Source organism: Pseudemcibacter sp. (genome assembly GCF_965661635.1).
GTDB lineage: Bacteria > Pseudomonadota > Alphaproteobacteria > Sphingomonadales > Emcibacteraceae > Pseudemcibacter.
This window is the reverse complement of the sequence record NZ_CBFIEP010000178.1, coordinates 1-14,416: the sequence shown is the minus strand read 5'-3', so window position 1 is coordinate 14,416 and position 14,416 is coordinate 1. Positions and strand designations below refer to the sequence as shown.

16 protein-coding genes are annotated in these 14,416 nt (G+C 40.6%); 12 read left to right on the top strand and 4 right to left on the bottom strand.

The window, feature by feature from the left end; genetic code table 11:
• From ACTF6W_RS11745 to ACTF6W_RS11720, 6 genes are all read left to right on the top strand, one after another.
• On the top strand, positions 1-252 hold a 252-nt coding region (locus ACTF6W_RS11745; protein WP_438994736.1), incomplete at its 5' end, for a hypothetical protein.
• Positions 253-458: 206 nt separating this feature from the next.
• Positions 459-794 (top strand): AtpZ/AtpI family protein, encoded by a 336-nt coding sequence (locus ACTF6W_RS11740; protein ID WP_438994735.1) that lies wholly within the window; start codon positions 459-461, stop codon positions 792-794.
• A gap of 18 nt (positions 795-812) precedes the next feature.
• The gene (locus tag ACTF6W_RS11735; protein WP_438994734.1) at positions 813-1,562 is read left to right on the top strand and encodes a F0F1 ATP synthase subunit A; all 750 of its coding nucleotides are present in this window, start codon (positions 813-815) and stop codon (positions 1,560-1,562) included.
• Between the two features lie 69 nt (positions 1,563-1,631).
• Positions 1,632-1,883, top strand: coding sequence for a F0F1 ATP synthase subunit C (locus ACTF6W_RS11730; protein ID WP_438994737.1), 252 nt, complete (start codon positions 1,632-1,634; stop codon positions 1,881-1,883).
• A 73-nt stretch (positions 1,884-1,956) separates the two neighbouring features.
• Complete coding sequence (locus ACTF6W_RS11725; protein ID WP_438994733.1) at positions 1,957-2,460, top strand: F0F1 ATP synthase subunit B family protein; 504 nt, start codon at positions 1,957-1,959, stop codon at positions 2,458-2,460.
• On the top strand, positions 2,460-2,963 hold the full coding sequence (locus ACTF6W_RS11720; protein WP_438994732.1) for a F0F1 ATP synthase subunit B family protein: 504 nt from the start codon (positions 2,460-2,462) through the stop codon (positions 2,961-2,963). Before ACTF6W_RS11725 ends, ACTF6W_RS11720 begins: the two co-directional genes overlap by 1 nt.
• A gap of 54 nt (positions 2,964-3,017) precedes the next feature.
• Here the strand turns inward: ACTF6W_RS11720 and ACTF6W_RS11715 are convergent, their stop codons facing one another.
• Positions 3,018-3,893 carry an MBL fold metallo-hydrolase gene (locus tag ACTF6W_RS11715; protein ID WP_438994731.1) on the bottom strand — a complete coding sequence of 292 codons (876 nt, stop codon included), beginning with the start codon at positions 3,891-3,893 and terminating at the stop codon, positions 3,018-3,020.
• A gap of 3 nt (positions 3,894-3,896) precedes the next feature.
• A complete protein-coding gene (locus ACTF6W_RS11710; protein WP_438994730.1) occupies positions 3,897-4,919 on the bottom strand; it encodes a polyprenyl synthetase family protein in 1,023 nt (340 codons plus the stop codon).
• Positions 4,920-5,040: 121 nt separating this feature from the next.
• Between ACTF6W_RS11710 and ACTF6W_RS11705 the strand changes: the two genes are divergently transcribed.
• The 6 genes from ACTF6W_RS11705 to ppdK all read left to right on the top strand — a co-directional run bounded on the left by ACTF6W_RS11705 (position 5,041) and on the right by ppdK (position 12,656).
• Positions 5,041-5,268 carry a putative signal transducing protein gene (locus ACTF6W_RS11705; protein ID WP_438994729.1) on the top strand — a complete coding sequence of 76 codons (228 nt, stop codon included), beginning with the start codon at positions 5,041-5,043 and terminating at the stop codon, positions 5,266-5,268.
• Positions 5,265-6,023 carry a tRNA1(Val) (adenine(37)-N6)-methyltransferase gene (locus tag ACTF6W_RS11700; RefSeq protein WP_438994728.1) on the top strand — a complete coding sequence of 253 codons (759 nt, stop codon included), beginning with the start codon at positions 5,265-5,267 and terminating at the stop codon, positions 6,021-6,023. The genes ACTF6W_RS11705 and ACTF6W_RS11700 overlap by 4 nt, the downstream gene beginning before the upstream one ends.
• 15 nt (positions 6,024-6,038) lie before the next feature.
• Positions 6,039-6,893 carry a S49 family peptidase gene (locus tag ACTF6W_RS11695; protein WP_438994727.1) on the top strand — a complete coding sequence of 285 codons (855 nt, stop codon included), beginning with the start codon at positions 6,039-6,041 and terminating at the stop codon, positions 6,891-6,893.
• Positions 6,894-7,070: 177 nt separating this feature from the next.
• Positions 7,071-7,952 carry a glycine--tRNA ligase subunit alpha gene (locus ACTF6W_RS11690; RefSeq protein WP_438994726.1) on the top strand — a complete coding sequence of 294 codons (882 nt, stop codon included), beginning with the start codon at positions 7,071-7,073 and terminating at the stop codon, positions 7,950-7,952.
• On the top strand, positions 7,952-9,988 hold the full coding sequence (gene glyS / locus ACTF6W_RS11685) for a glycine--tRNA ligase subunit beta (RefSeq protein ID WP_438994725.1): 2,037 nt from the start codon (positions 7,952-7,954) through the stop codon (positions 9,986-9,988). The genes ACTF6W_RS11690 and glyS overlap by 1 nt, the downstream gene beginning before the upstream one ends.
• A gap of 7 nt (positions 9,989-9,995) precedes the next feature.
• The gene (ppdK, locus tag ACTF6W_RS11680) at positions 9,996-12,656 is read left to right on the top strand and encodes a pyruvate, phosphate dikinase (protein ID WP_438994724.1); all 2,661 of its coding nucleotides are present in this window, start codon (positions 9,996-9,998) and stop codon (positions 12,654-12,656) included.
• 234 nt (positions 12,657-12,890) lie between these two features.
• Here the strand turns inward: ppdK and ACTF6W_RS11675 are convergent, their stop codons facing one another.
• A complete protein-coding gene (locus ACTF6W_RS11675; protein WP_438994723.1) occupies positions 12,891-13,622 on the bottom strand; it encodes a hypothetical protein in 732 nt (243 codons plus the stop codon).
• Positions 13,623-13,672: 50 nt separating this feature from the next.
• Positions 13,673-14,128 carry a hypothetical protein gene (locus ACTF6W_RS11670; protein WP_438994722.1) on the bottom strand — a complete coding sequence of 152 codons (456 nt, stop codon included), beginning with the start codon at positions 14,126-14,128 and terminating at the stop codon, positions 13,673-13,675.
• Positions 14,129-14,416 lie beyond the last annotated feature (288 nt).

The window sequence follows — 14,416 nt, the reverse complement described above, 5'->3', positions numbered from 1 at the left end:
TTGGATGAGGTTGATGCCCCGCTTGATGATGCCAATGTTGAACGTTTCTGTGATCTATTGGATGAAATGAATAAAAAAACATCAACACGTTTTCTAATTGTGACGCATAATGCAATTAGCATGAGCCGCATGAACAGATTATTCGGTGTTACAATGGCAGAAAGAGGCGTTTCTCAACTGGTATCTGTTGATCTTGAGAGCGCCGAAAAAATACGCGATCGAGTTGGGGATTCTCATTTTCAGAACGCGTAATATAATTTTAAGATAATGCTTTAAAAAAACAGTTCATAAAAATTATTTAAAATCAATAACTTATAAATGCAATTTTGGATGAAAAATGAGTGCTTTTTGGTGCTTGACAGCGAACACGTCTGAAACTATCTTGCACTCAATTTTAAGGGTGTGGATATGTGACTTCTTTATGGACTTATATATTCGAATAAATTCAGGAGCTGCCTTTGACTGACGACAGAAAAAAGTCGGATGAAATGAAGGCTAACCTTGATGATTTAAGCGCCCGGGTAAGCGCAGCACGCGAGGCAAATGAACCAAAAGAGTCTCGCGGGTTTAGAGAAGCAACTACTTACGGGATCGCCACAAGGTTGGTTGCGGAATTGGTCGCCGGAATATTGGTGGGTGTGCTTTTTGGCTGGTATTTAGACCAGTGGTTGAATACAAAGCCGTGGTTGATGATTATTTTAATCATGATCGGTGCCGCGGCAGGAATTATGAATGTTATGCGTGCTGCAAAGCAATTGGCGCCAAGCAATACGTATAATGAAGATGATGATTAAGACTTAAGGATAAGAACAGTGGCAGGCCCGCTCGAACAGTTTGAAGTCAACACAATTGTACCGCTAGAAGTGGCTGGTTACGATATTTCAATTACAAATTCAGCCGTTTATATGGCAATTACACTACTAACAATTATGTTTTTCATGGTTGGTGGAATGCGCAAAACAGCTCTCGTCCCAGGGCGTTGGCAATCCAGTGTAGAGATGTGCTATGAGTTTATAGCGAAAATGCTTGGTGATACGGCAGGTCCTGATGGCCGTAAATATTTCCCGTTTGTGTTTACGCTCTTTATGTTCATCCTTGCGGCTAACTTAATTGGTATGGTTCCTTGGGTTCATGCGTTTACTGTTACAAGTCATATTGCAGTTACTTTTGCGATGGCGTTTTTCATCTTTATCGGTGTTACGATTATCGGCTTTATTAAGCACGGTATTGGCTTTTTAAAATTCTTTGTTCCGGGCGATGCTCCAGTTGCTCTTTTACCGCTTCTTGTCGTGATTGAGGTCGTATCTTATCTATCACGTCCAATCAGCCTTTCTGTTCGTTTGTTCGCCAACATGGTTGCCGGGCATACTATGCTTAAAGTATTTGGCGGGTTTGTTGTTAGCTTAGCGGCGGCTGGTGGTGTTCTTGCAGTTGGCTCAATTGTACCATTTGCATTTATCGTTGCTTTAACCGGACTTGAACTACTTGTTGCTTGCTTGCAAGCATATGTATTTGCGGTGTTGACCTGCATTTACTTAAATGATGCTCTCCATATGCACTAAGGCTTATGGAACATAATAATTAATTTAATGACTAAGAACTTTTCATAATTAAAGGAAAATAAAATGGAAATGGAAATCGCAACTCTTGCAGCAAACGCTGATGTTCAAGCTGCTCGTTACATTGGTGCTGGTCTTGCTTGTACAGCTCTTATCGGTGCTGGTGTTGGTATTGGTGTGATCTTTGGTAACTACGTATCTGCAGCGATCCGCAACCCATCTGCAGCTGGTCCGGTATTCGGTCAAGCTATGCTTGGTTTTGCGCTTGCAGAAGCAACAGGCCTTTTTGGTCTGGTTATCGCCTTTATTATCCTGTTCGTATAATAATCTAACTAACGAAAACTCAAGATTATTAATGATCAGGCCTGATCCCTTATAAAGGATCAAGGAGGAAACCATGCCACAATTAGATCCAGCGGTATTTATACCACAGATATTTTGGTTATTTGTTGTTTTTGCAGCACTTTACATCTTTATTGCTCGCAGTGCGGCACCAAAGATTTCGGAAGTGTTGAAGCGACGTCAAGACACCATTACGGATGATTTGGCAAATGCAGAAAAACTTCAAGCGAAAGCAGAAGAAGCACGTATAGCTTTTGAAAAATCGCAAGAAGATGCGCGTAACAACGCTGCGGCGATCGTTTTAAGTAAACGTGAAAAGCTTAAAGCAGAAGCTGATGCAGAATACCAAAAACTTTCTGATGCCTTATCTAAGAAAGCGGATGAAGCGCAAAAGCGTATCAACGAAGCTAAAGAAAAAGCACTTGGCGAAGTTCGCAATGTTGCAGCTGATGTTTGCGCAGATATTGTCTCTCAAATATCTGGCCTTAAGCTAGATGCCAAAGCTGTTTCAAAAGCAGTTAACGCTAAAACTGATGATGTGTTAAAGGGAGACGGTTAATGGAAGAACATGTAACTTTCCTAACGGACCCGGCAACATGGGTGTCTCTTGCGATTACGGTATTTTTCATCCTTATCATTTGGAAAAAAGTACCGGCCATTTTTGCCAAAATGCTCGATGATCGTGCGAACGAAATCGAAGAGCAATTGGAAAATGCCAAAAACCTTCGTGAAGAAGCGGCAAGTTTACTTGCTAAGTATGAACGTGATCAACGTGATGCAGAAAAGCAAGCGGCGGATATGATTGCGAATGCAGAAGCCGAAGTAAAATTAATGGTATCTGATAGCAAAGCACAAATGGAAGAAGCGACTAAACGTCGAAGTGAAGTTGCGGAGCAGAAAATTGCTCAAGCCGAAGCTTCCGCGTTAAAAGAAATTCGTTCTTTAACAGTGCAGGTAGCGACAAACGCAGCCCGTGATCTTATAGAAGCCAATTTGAAGAAAGCTGATCATGAAGCCTTGATTAAATCAAGTACTGAAAAGCTTGACGAAAAACTTCACTAAGTTTTTAAAAGATAAATGTTTTAATAACCCTGCTGGTCATGCTAGCGGGGTTTTTTATTGGATGAAATATTTTGAATTTTCGTTTGGAATTTCATCACAATGAACCACTTTTATTGCGACCAAACGAATAAGGTGGGCGTAAATCGTTCTGGCAGCGGCAGGGTATAATTTTTCATCTATCGTGACATATATACTTTGCAAAATTTCATGAATTGTGTGTGCGCCTTTTTCAATCGCTCTAATAATCTCTTTTTCTCGTCTTAGGCGATGTCCTAGAAGCTGCTTTACGAACTGCTGAGGGTTTTCAATCGGCCAGCCATGTGTGGGATAATAAATATTATCATCGCGACTTAAGAGCTTTTCTAAGCTATCCATATAATCCTGCATATCACCATCCGGTGGAGAAACAATGGAAGTAGACCAGCCCATCACATGGTCTCCGGTGAAAAGCGCTTTTTCTTCTATGTAAGAAAAACAATAGTGATTTGATAAATGGCCGGGCGTATGTATTGCCTCCATTGTCCAATCAGTACCTTCAATAATATCACCCTGATTGATTACTATGTCGGGTTTAAATGTTTTATCAATGCCTTCTTCAATTTTATGATCTGAATATATTTGATCATCAACATTTGCCGCATATATCTTTGCACCACATTTATTTGAAAGTGGGATGGCGGCGGGCGAATGATCCTGATGGTTATGGGTTACCAATATATGGCTAATAGTTTCATTTTTAAGTTCATTAATAACCGCATTGATATGTTCAGATATATTTGGACCAGGGTCGATCACAGCGACCTTGCCATGTCCAATGATATATGTACCTGTTCCTTTAAAAGTGAAAGGTGCAGGGTTATTAGCGGTGATGCGTCTGATATTGTTTGAAATGACTTCTATTTCGCCGTAAGGCGGCGCGAAATCTCTCATGTTCTAATAAGCTCGGTTGATGCAAAACTCAATGATACCAGTTAGGGCTTTACGATGTTGAGTATCAGGAAAAATAGCAAGTGCATCGCAAGCGATTTTGCCATAATGACGTGCACGTTCAATTGTATCTGTTAACGCGTTATGTTTTTCCATTAATTCTATCGCATATTCCAAATCACCGTCTTTTTGGTCAAGATCTTCCATTGTTCTTTTCCAAAATTCCCGCTCTTCATCCGTACCTCTTCTAAAGGCAAGAACAATCGGTAATGTGATTTTACCTTCTTGGAAGTCATCACCGACAGATTTTCCGAGTGTCTTTTGCTCGGCGGAATAATCAAGCACATCATCAATAAGTTGAAAAATGATGCCAAGATTTTGACCATAGCTCATAAGTGCTTGGCATTCTGATTTTGGTCGCTCGGCGATAACGCCGCCAATTTCACAAGCTGCTGCGAAAAGAGCCGCCGTTTTCGCGCATATGACTTCCATATAGGCATGTTCGGTGGTGTCCGTATCATTTGCTGTTACCAATTGCATGACTTCGCCTTCAGCGATGATCGATGATGCGCTTGATAAAATTCTCAGAACTTCGAGTGAACCATCCTCAACCATTAATTCAAATGACCGACTAAACAAGAAATCACCAACGAGGACACTTGCTTTATTACCCCAAATGGCATTTGCCGTATCTTCACCGCGCCGAAGATCGCTTTTATCAACAACATCATCATGAAGCAAAGTAGCCGAGTGAATAAATTCAACACAAGTAGCCAGTTGTATATGACGGTCGCCTTCATAGCCGCAAAGACGGCTTGCTGCTAACGTTAACATTGGTCTTAAACGTTTTCCGCCTGACGCGATAAGATGGCCGGCTAACTGGGAAATTAGGGCAACGGGGCTCTGCATCTTTAGAAGGATCTTTTGGTTAACCTTATCAAGGTCGTCTTGGACAAGCTCGAGGAGGTTTTCTAGTGCCTCTTTACCTTTGTCTTTTTTCTCGTCTTCTAAATTTATTACAATTCCCACGGTGCTTTTTCCTGTTGTAGCCCATAAAAGTAAGTTACATAATTGCTTGAGCAAAATAGTCGTATCAATGCATATTGGCAAGGATACAAACGATAAACCAGACAAAAAAGGATAAACTTTTTTGAAAGACCTGTTTTTTAGTGATAACCCAGTCGTGATTTCCCGCATTTCCGCCCTTTTAGACGGGGAAAACATTAATTATGTGGTTTTGGGTGGACATGCGAGCTTACTTGGCGGTGGCATAGGCGGCATCCAAAGTCGCGTGATGGTAGATGAAAATGCCCATAGTCGAGCCATAAGGCTGATTCGCCAAGAAAACCTAGAAAATGACGTTGATTTAAAAACATGACGAATATTGAAACAACATGCGACGATTTTTTAGGTGGGCGAATAAACCTAAACCAACCCGCTAAAGGATATCGAGTTACCAGTGATAGTGTTTTTTTAGCAGCCACGATTAATCCGCAAAACAATCAAAGAGTTTTGGATATGGGGGCGGGGTCAGGCGCCATATTATGCTGTCTATGGGAACGTATAAAAGACAAATCAACTAATGTGACTTTGCATGGAGTTGAAATGCAAAAAGATTTGATGGATTTGGCGATAAAAAATGCATCACAATTTTCAAATAATATCATTAAATATTTTGAAGGCGATATCTTTGCGAACGACATCGAATTAGAGCCAAACAGTTACCACCATGTCATAAGCAATCCACCTTATTATGATAAAGGAAGTGTGACCACATCACCATATCAAACCAAAGCACTAGCCCACGGTAAAGCAATGGATGATTTAAAAGTATGGATTGAACGTTCAGTTCGAATATTAAGACCCAAAGGATACATAACTTTGGTGCACCGTGCGGATCGTTTGGATGATATTTTAACAGCATTAAATGATAAATGCGGTTCCGTCATTGTTTATCCTTTATATTCTAAGCAAGGTGATAATGCCAATCGCGTAATAATTAGGGCTCAAAAAGGAGCAAAAGGCCTTTTATCCTTGAAATCAGGGTTGATCGTGCATAAATCAGATGGAGAATACAGTGATGAGGCGGAAAATATTCTGCGACATGCTCACGGATTATACATTACAAAATAAAAAAGAAGATCATAAATGAAAAAAGCAATAAGAAATTTTCTGTCCAAACTACCGATAGAAGCACTCGCCAACCCTGCGCCAGTTGTGTCAGTTTTACCGCTTGAAGGCGTTATTGGCTCATCGGGTCGATTTAGTAGTGCGATTAATTTAGCGAATTTAGAAGAGAAAATAACAGCCGCATTTGAGGTTTATAATGCCAAGGCAGTAGCGCTGACGATCAATTCACCCGGAGGATCTCCTGTGCAATCTGAGTTAATCGTTATGCGCATTCGTGAGTTATCAAAAGAAAAAGATATCCCTGTATATGCATTTGCAGAAGATGTGGCCGCTTCTGGTGGATATATGCTCTCACTAGCGGCAGATGAAATTTACGCACATCAGGCTTCAATTGTGGGCAGTATCGGTGTGATTAATGCCGGGTTTGGATATCCAGGTGCAATTGAAAAATTAGGCATTGAGCGCCGGGTTTATACGGCAGGTGAAAGCAAATCCTTAATGGATCCATTTAAGCCTGAAGTTGAGAAAGACGTGAAACTAATGAAAGCACTTTTAAAAGAAGTGCATGATTTCTTTAAAGCATTCGTTAAAGAGGCACGTGGTGACAAATTAAAAGGTGTACAAAAAACCTTATTTTCCGGTCAAGTTTGGAACGGTGAAGAGGCCACAAAGTTAGGTTTGATCGATGGCGTTGGCGATATGCGAAGCGTCATGAAAGACAAGCTTGGTGATGATGTAAAATTCAAACGTATTAAAGAAGAAAAAGGTTTCTTAAAAGGAATGCTGGGAATGCATATGAATAAAGCATCTATTGCCGATGATGTGATTAAAACGTTAGAGACACGAAGTGAATGGGGCCGATTCGGTTTGTAATATGTAATTTGCTGAAATTATTGCACTTTTTAGTAAAATATTAACCTTAACTTTTAATGTAAACTGTATCATTTTAAGAGAATGCTGAATTTATAATATCTACCCTTGACCTAAAGAGGTGAGGTCGGTAGTTTTGCCGCAGATTTTCAATATTTTTTAACGGGATGATCCAGCTTGATGAGTGGTGATATTCAAGACGATAATAGTTTTCAAAATTTAATTTTGAAATTGCAACACTATTGGGCGGAGCAAGGGTGTGTTATTCTTCAACCGTATGATCTTGAGGTGGGGGCCGGAACCTTTCATCCTGCGACAACGTTAAGATCTCTTGGAAGCAAACCGTGGAAGGCTGCATACGTTCAACCTTGCCGCCGTCCGACGGACGGACGTTACGGTAAAAACCCAAATAGACTTCAGCATTATTATCAATTTCAAACCGTTTTAAAGCCGTCACCGGATAATATCCAAGAACTCTACCTTAAAAGCTTAGAAGTCCTTGGTATTGATAGCAACCAGCATGATATCCGATTTGTAGAAGATGACTGGGAAAGCCCAACATTAGGGGCTTGGGGGCTTGGTTGGGAAGTCTGGTGTGATGGTATGGAAGTTAGTCAGTTCACTTATTTCCAACAAGTTGGCGGATTTGACTGTAAACCTGTTATGGGTGAATTAACATACGGTCTTGAACGTCTTGCGATGTATATTCAGGGCATAGATAAAGTTTATGATTTAAAATGGAATGCCGAAGGCGTTAAATACGGCGAAGTTTTCTTACAGAATGAACAAGAGTTTTCCGCTTATAATTTTGAAATTGCTGATACGGATACATTGTTTCGTCATTTCGCAGACGCAGAAGCAGAATGTCAGAATATATTGAATAAGGGTGTTTATCCGCTGCCGGCTTATGACCAATGTATTAAGGCTTCGCATGCGTTTAACCTTCTGGATGCCCGTGGTGTGATTAGTGTCACGGAACGTCAGGCCTATATCGGACGCGTCCGTGCGCTCGCTAAGGCATGTTGTGAAGCTTACCTCTCTTCAATTGGGGAGCAAGCATAATGGCTGAATTTTTACTTGAAATATTCTCTGAAGAAATCCCTGCACGCATGCAGCAAAAGGCGACAGATGATCTTGAAAAACTTGTAACAGAAAAATTGAATGATGCGAAATTGACTTTCGACGGTGTTAAGTCATATGTGACTGCACGCCGATTGGTTTTATCAATCACCGATCTTGCTTCTGTGCAGCCAGATGTATCAGAAGAACGCCGTGGACCGCGCGCTGATGCACCAGATCAAGCAATTGCAGGTTTTTTGCGCGTGGCTGGTATCGCGCGTGAAGACCTTGTTGAAAGAGAAGATAAAAAAGGCACTTTTCTATTTGCCATCATTGATCAAAAAGGACGCCCTGCAAGTGATGTGATTGCAGAATTTATGCCTGAAATTATTCGTAATTTCCCATGGCCAAAATCTCAGCGTTGGGGCGCGGGATCGCTTCGGTGGGTTCGCCCTCTACATAGTATTCTATGTATTATGGATGGCGATATCATTGATTTTGAAATTGATGGTATCAATTCAAGCAATAAAACCTGTGGCCACCGTTTTATGGCACCTGCTGAAATTACCGTAAATGATTTCACGTCTTATAATGAGGCTCTTAAAAATGCCTATGTCGTTCTTGATCGATTTGAGAGAATTGAAAATATAGATAGTGAAGCACAAAAGTTAGCCAAAAATGCAGGACTTACACTTGTGGAAGATAAAACACTTCTTGGTGAAGTGGCGGGACTTGCAGAATATCCTGTCGTGCTAATGGGGTCCTTTGATGAAGAATTTTTGGATGTACCACCCGAAGCGTTAACATCGGCGATGAGAACGCATCAAAAATATTTCTCATTAAAAGACAACAATGGCAATCTTGCTAATAAGTTTATTTTTGTTTCCAACATGAAAACAAAAGATAATGGCGCCAAAATAATTGACGGAAATGAACGTGTTCTGCGCGCGCGCCTAAGTGACACAAAATTTTTCTGGGATCAGGATTTAAAATATAAACTTGCTGACCATCTACCAGCCCTGAATGATATTGTCTTTCATGCAAAGCTTGCCACCGTTGGTGCTCGCGTTAAAAGACTTGAAGGTTTATCAGGATATATTGCAGAACTCATTTCTGCGGAAGTTGAAAAAGCAAAATTGGCGGCAAAGCTTTCTAAATCTGATCTCGTAACCGGCATGGTTGATGAATGCCCCGAACTTCAAGGTTTGATGGGGAAATATTTTGCACTCGCCGAAGGTCAAGACGATCAAGTCGCCGATGCTATCGCCGATCATTATTCACCGAAAGGGCCTACCGATAGTTGTCCTTCAGCACCTGTTAGCATTGCTTTAGCACTTGCTGAAAAAATTGACACACTTGTTGGTTTCTTTGCAATTGATGAAAAACCAACGGGTTCCAAAGATCCTTTTGCGCTTAGACGCGCTTCACTCGGCATCATTCGATTGATCACAGAAAATAATATTCGCATTGATCTTGATCAGGTCATTTTAAAATCAGCATCTTCCTATGATTTGAATTTTGAAATTGATGATCTTCTAAAATTCTTCTGGGACCGTTTGAAAGTCTATGCAAAAGATAGAAATATTCGTCATGATATTATAGGCGCTGAATTTAATTGGGATTTTGTGAAAATGCTTTCAAAGGCGGAAGCATTGCAAAATTTCGTTGTGACCGATGATGGGGAAAATTTACTTGCGGGCTATAAAAGAGCAGTAAATATTCTTAAAGCCGAAGAAAATAAAGACGGCGTTAACTTTGATGGTGATATAGTGCTCGACCAATTAACAATGGAAGAAGAAAAAACACTATTTGCGACGCTCAATGATGTTACCGTAAAAACATCTGATGCTCTAAAAAGAGAAGAGTTTGAAATTGCGATGACAGCCTTAGCCAGATTACGTACACCAATCGATTCATTTTTTGACAAAGTTACAGTTAATAGTGACAACAAGTCAGAGCGGGAAAGCAGACTTCAATTATTATCACATATTAGAACAACCATGAATTCGGTGGTCGAATTTTCTAAAATAGAAGGTTAAGTTTAAAATGACAAAATGGGTTTATAATTTCGGTGATGGGGCAGCTGAAGGCGAAGCATCCATGAAAAACTTGCTTGGCGGAAAAGGGGCAAATTTGGCTGAAATGTCAAATTTAGGATTACCAGTTCCACCAGGGTTTACTATCACAACTGAAGTTTGTACCGCATACTATGATAACGATAACACGTATCCAGCTGATTTAGCAGCGCAGGTTGAGGCGTCCATTAAAACAATTGAAAAAACGGTTGGGGCGAAATTCGGCGACGAAGAAAACCCACTTCTGGTTTCGGTTCGCTCTGGTGCGCGCGTTTCTATGCCAGGCATGATGGATACCGTTCTTAATCTTGGACTTAATGATGTGACCGTTGAAGCTTTAGCGAAAAAAAGTGGTGATGAACGCTTTGCATATGATAGCTACCGCCGCTTCATTCAAATGTATTCCGATGTGGTTCTTGGCGTTGAGCATTATTTATTTGAAGAACTGCTTGAAATTCATAAAGAAGAAAATGGCTTTATTCTTGATACAGAACTTGAAGCAGAAGATTGGAAGCAGCTCGCTGGTGATTTTAAAGCCAAAGCAGAAGAAGAACTTGGTCATCCATTCCCGCAAGATGTGAATGAGCAACTTTGGGGCGCTATTGATGCGGTATTCGGATCATGGATGATTGAACGTGCGTTTGTTTATCGGCGTTTGCATAATATCCCGCATACTTGGGGTACGGCCGTAAATGTTCAATCGATGGTGTTTGGTAATATGGGTGATGATTGTGCCACGGGCGTTGCCTTTACTCGTGACCCGTCAACTGGTGAAAATGCCTATTACGGTGAATATCTTATCAACGCGCAAGGTGAAGACGTGGTGGCCGGTATTCGCACGCCGCAAAACCTTACCAAAGAATCACGAATTGCTGCCGGATCAGATATGCCGTCTATGGAAGAAAGCATGCCGGAAGTTTATAATGAACTGGCATCAGTCTTTCAGAAGCTAGAAGCGCATTACCGTGATATGCAGGATATTGAATTTACGGTGCAGCAAAAGAAACTTTTGATTTTACAAACCCGAAGCGGAAAAAGAACGGCGCCAGCCGCCCTAAGAATCGCTGTAGAAATGGTTCATGATGACATCATCAATATCGAAGAAGCATTATTAAGGGTTGAGCCGGGCGCTTTAGATCAACTGCTTCATCCGACATTAGATCCAGATGCGGTGCGTGACGTTTTAACAAAAGGTCTTCCCGCGTCCCCGGGCGCGGCTAGCGGCATGGTGGTATTTACTGCTGATGAAGCAGAGATACTATCAAAAGACGGTAAAGACGTCATTCTTGTACGCATAGAAACAAGCCCTGAAGATATTCATGGAATGCACGCTGCACGTGGTATTTTAACCAGCAGAGGCGGCATGACGTCACATGCGGCGGTGGTCGCCCGTGGTATGGGTCGTCCGTGTGTGTCTGGTGCAGGGGCACTTCATATTAATATGGCAGAAGGTACAATTACGGTTGATGGTCGTGTTGTTAAAAATCATGATATTATAACCATCGATGGTGGTAACGGTGAAGTTATGGTTGGTCAAGTTGCGACCATTAAACCTGAACTTGGTGGTCATTTTGGTGAACTTATGGGATGGGCTGACACGAAACGTACTCTTAAAGTTAGAACCAATGCTGAAACGCCTCTTGATGCTTCTGCGGCCCGTGAATTTGGCGCGGAGGGCATTGGCCTATGTCGCACTGAACACATGTTTTTTGATGCGGAGCGTATTATTAACATGCGCCAAATGATTATGTCGGCTGATGCAGAAGGTCGCCGTAAGGCGTTAGAGAAACTTCTTCCTCATCAACGTAATGATTTCGTTGAGCTCTTCACGATCATGAAAGGGCTTCCGGTAACAGTTCGTTTGCTTGATCCGCCGCTGCATGAATTTTTACCGCATAAGCAAGAAGATTTCGTTGACGTTGCCAATGCCATGGGTGTTGATATGGCATTCTTAAAAAGACGTTCTGAGGAACTTCACGAATTTAATCCAATGCTTGGTCATCGTGGTTGTCGTCTTGGAATAAGCTTCCCAGAAATTTATGAAATGCAAACACGCGCCATTATTGAAGCGGCGCTTGAGGTTTCAAAAACATTAGGCGAGGCCGTGATACCGGAAATTATGGTGCCTCTTGTTGGCTCAGCGAAAGAACTTGAAATATTACGTGAGCTAATCTGTAAATTAGCGGATGAAATTATCGCCGGGTCGGGTGAAAAACTTGAATATATGGTTGGCACGATGATTGAATTACCTCGTGCGGCACTTCAAGCGGGTGAAATTGCAAAACACGCTGAATTCTTTAGCTTTGGAACCAACGATTTAACACAAACTACATACGGCATCAGCCGTGATGATAGTGCACGCTTCTTGGATGATTATTTAAAAGCGGATATCTATGATCAAGATCCGTTTGTAAGTCTTGATCAGGACGGTGTTGGTGAATTGGTAAAAATTGGTGTTGAGCGTGGTCGAAATACCAATGACGGTCTAAAGGTCGGTATTTGTGGTGAACATGGCGGTGATCCGGCATCAGTTGAATTTTGCCATCGATCTGAACTTGATTATGTTTCATGCTCGCCATACCGCGTTCCAATCGCAAGGCTCGCTGCCGCGCAGGCTGCACTTAGAAAATAAAGAATTATATAATGCTATAAAGGGCGCTTTTTGCGCCCTTTTTTATGCATGGTTATTTATGACATTATTTTTTATAAAAAGTAGTCCTTTCCCCACTATTTACAAGTTGCGCCCAACGATCTTTATTATCTATTATCGCCTGATTAATTTCTTGTAGCGTGTCCATTATCTATTCCCAAGTTTAATTTTCATATGCCTTTTTAGAAAGTCGTTTATCTTTTTATCCAGAATTTTCTAGTTTTTTAAATTCTGATTAAAGAAACGAATTTGAATTTTTAAATCTTCTGTCATAAAATCCTTCTCGAGATCGCAAAACTTTATTTTTTGCAACAACGAACAACGGATATAAAAACCAACATCATCATGAAACCTTCTTTGAACGTAAAATTCTGAAACTGGATTATTTAATTCATATATTTTGTCTTGCTTATCTTTACCGTACGCAACCCCAACTTTACTCAAAATACCATTGCCAGAGATATCGTGCATTTTAGTTCCTAAATAATAGAGGTCAAAAACCTCTTCAAAACTCTTCGTTTCTCTAACTTCTTCAGGCAGAATAGAACTTTCCAATCTTTTATAGACCACGTTATTTTTACTAGCACTGACAACAACCCTTAAATAAGATTGGACGTATGCTTCGTTCTGCTCTTCTTCTGGAATCCCATTACGCTTAGCCTCGTATTTCACAACAGATTCTGGTGTCAGGTTAGGTAAGCGCATTTCAAGCGTAAATTCTTTAACATTTTCAGCATATGGTTCATATTCAAAGTAATAATGTGGGATTTCAAAAATAGTATCCTGTCCTGTTCCACTTAATGTAAACTCGATCAAAGTAGGATCCGGCACCATATCTTCATCCTTATTCGCATGAAACGAAACTCCACTATAAAGTAACAAAAATGGCCCAAACAAGATGGCGAGCAATCCCAAAACCACAACAAGCGCCCTGTTATAGAAACTCATCTAAACACCACCTAACTTACAAAAACAAAAAACAATCGACGCCCCTCTCATTAAACTCGCCTCCTAACCATATAAACGGAAATATTTTGAAATCTTTCAAAAAATTGAGTTTCATATTTTCCGTCTTTAACGGTGGTTTCACTGTATTCACTAATTTTTTTTCGTAAATATAGAATATGAGTTGCTTTAACTTTCATTGCGTAACCAATTGCACGGTTTGCATGGCTGTCGATTTTACGCTTTGGAAATCTAACTTCATTTGTATTTTCAAATTCAGACTCGCCAATAATAACGAAACCAAGTTTTAAATATTTTTCTTTATCCGCTTCGATATCTTCGCTGAATATCAGTTTTGGTTTTTCTCCCTCTGCCAAGGGCACTACATTATCGGCCGTTAAAGGGTCAATATAGGATGTATAAGAATTTCCCTGATAACCGTTGATACACCCCGAAAGAAGAGCAAGCGATACCAGTAAACCCCCAAATTTGACCCCAAGTCGTATCATTAATTATTTATCTTTCTATTCAGCATGTTCTTAATCATCCTTTTTATATTGGTTCGTTGGAATTATGACACACTAGCAAGAAAAGCGATAGCGAGAAGGCCGGCAACACAAAGGATGATGATTAGTCTTTTGTCACTGCTTTGGTCTTTTTTCTTTTTCTTATTGCGGTGAAATTTGCTCATCTTTTTTCCTATATTTTATCTTTAATACCGAATCACATTAGCGCATTTGTGGCGATAAATTCAAGATAATGTGCTGATCAAATTTGATACACTTCATGGGTAGTTG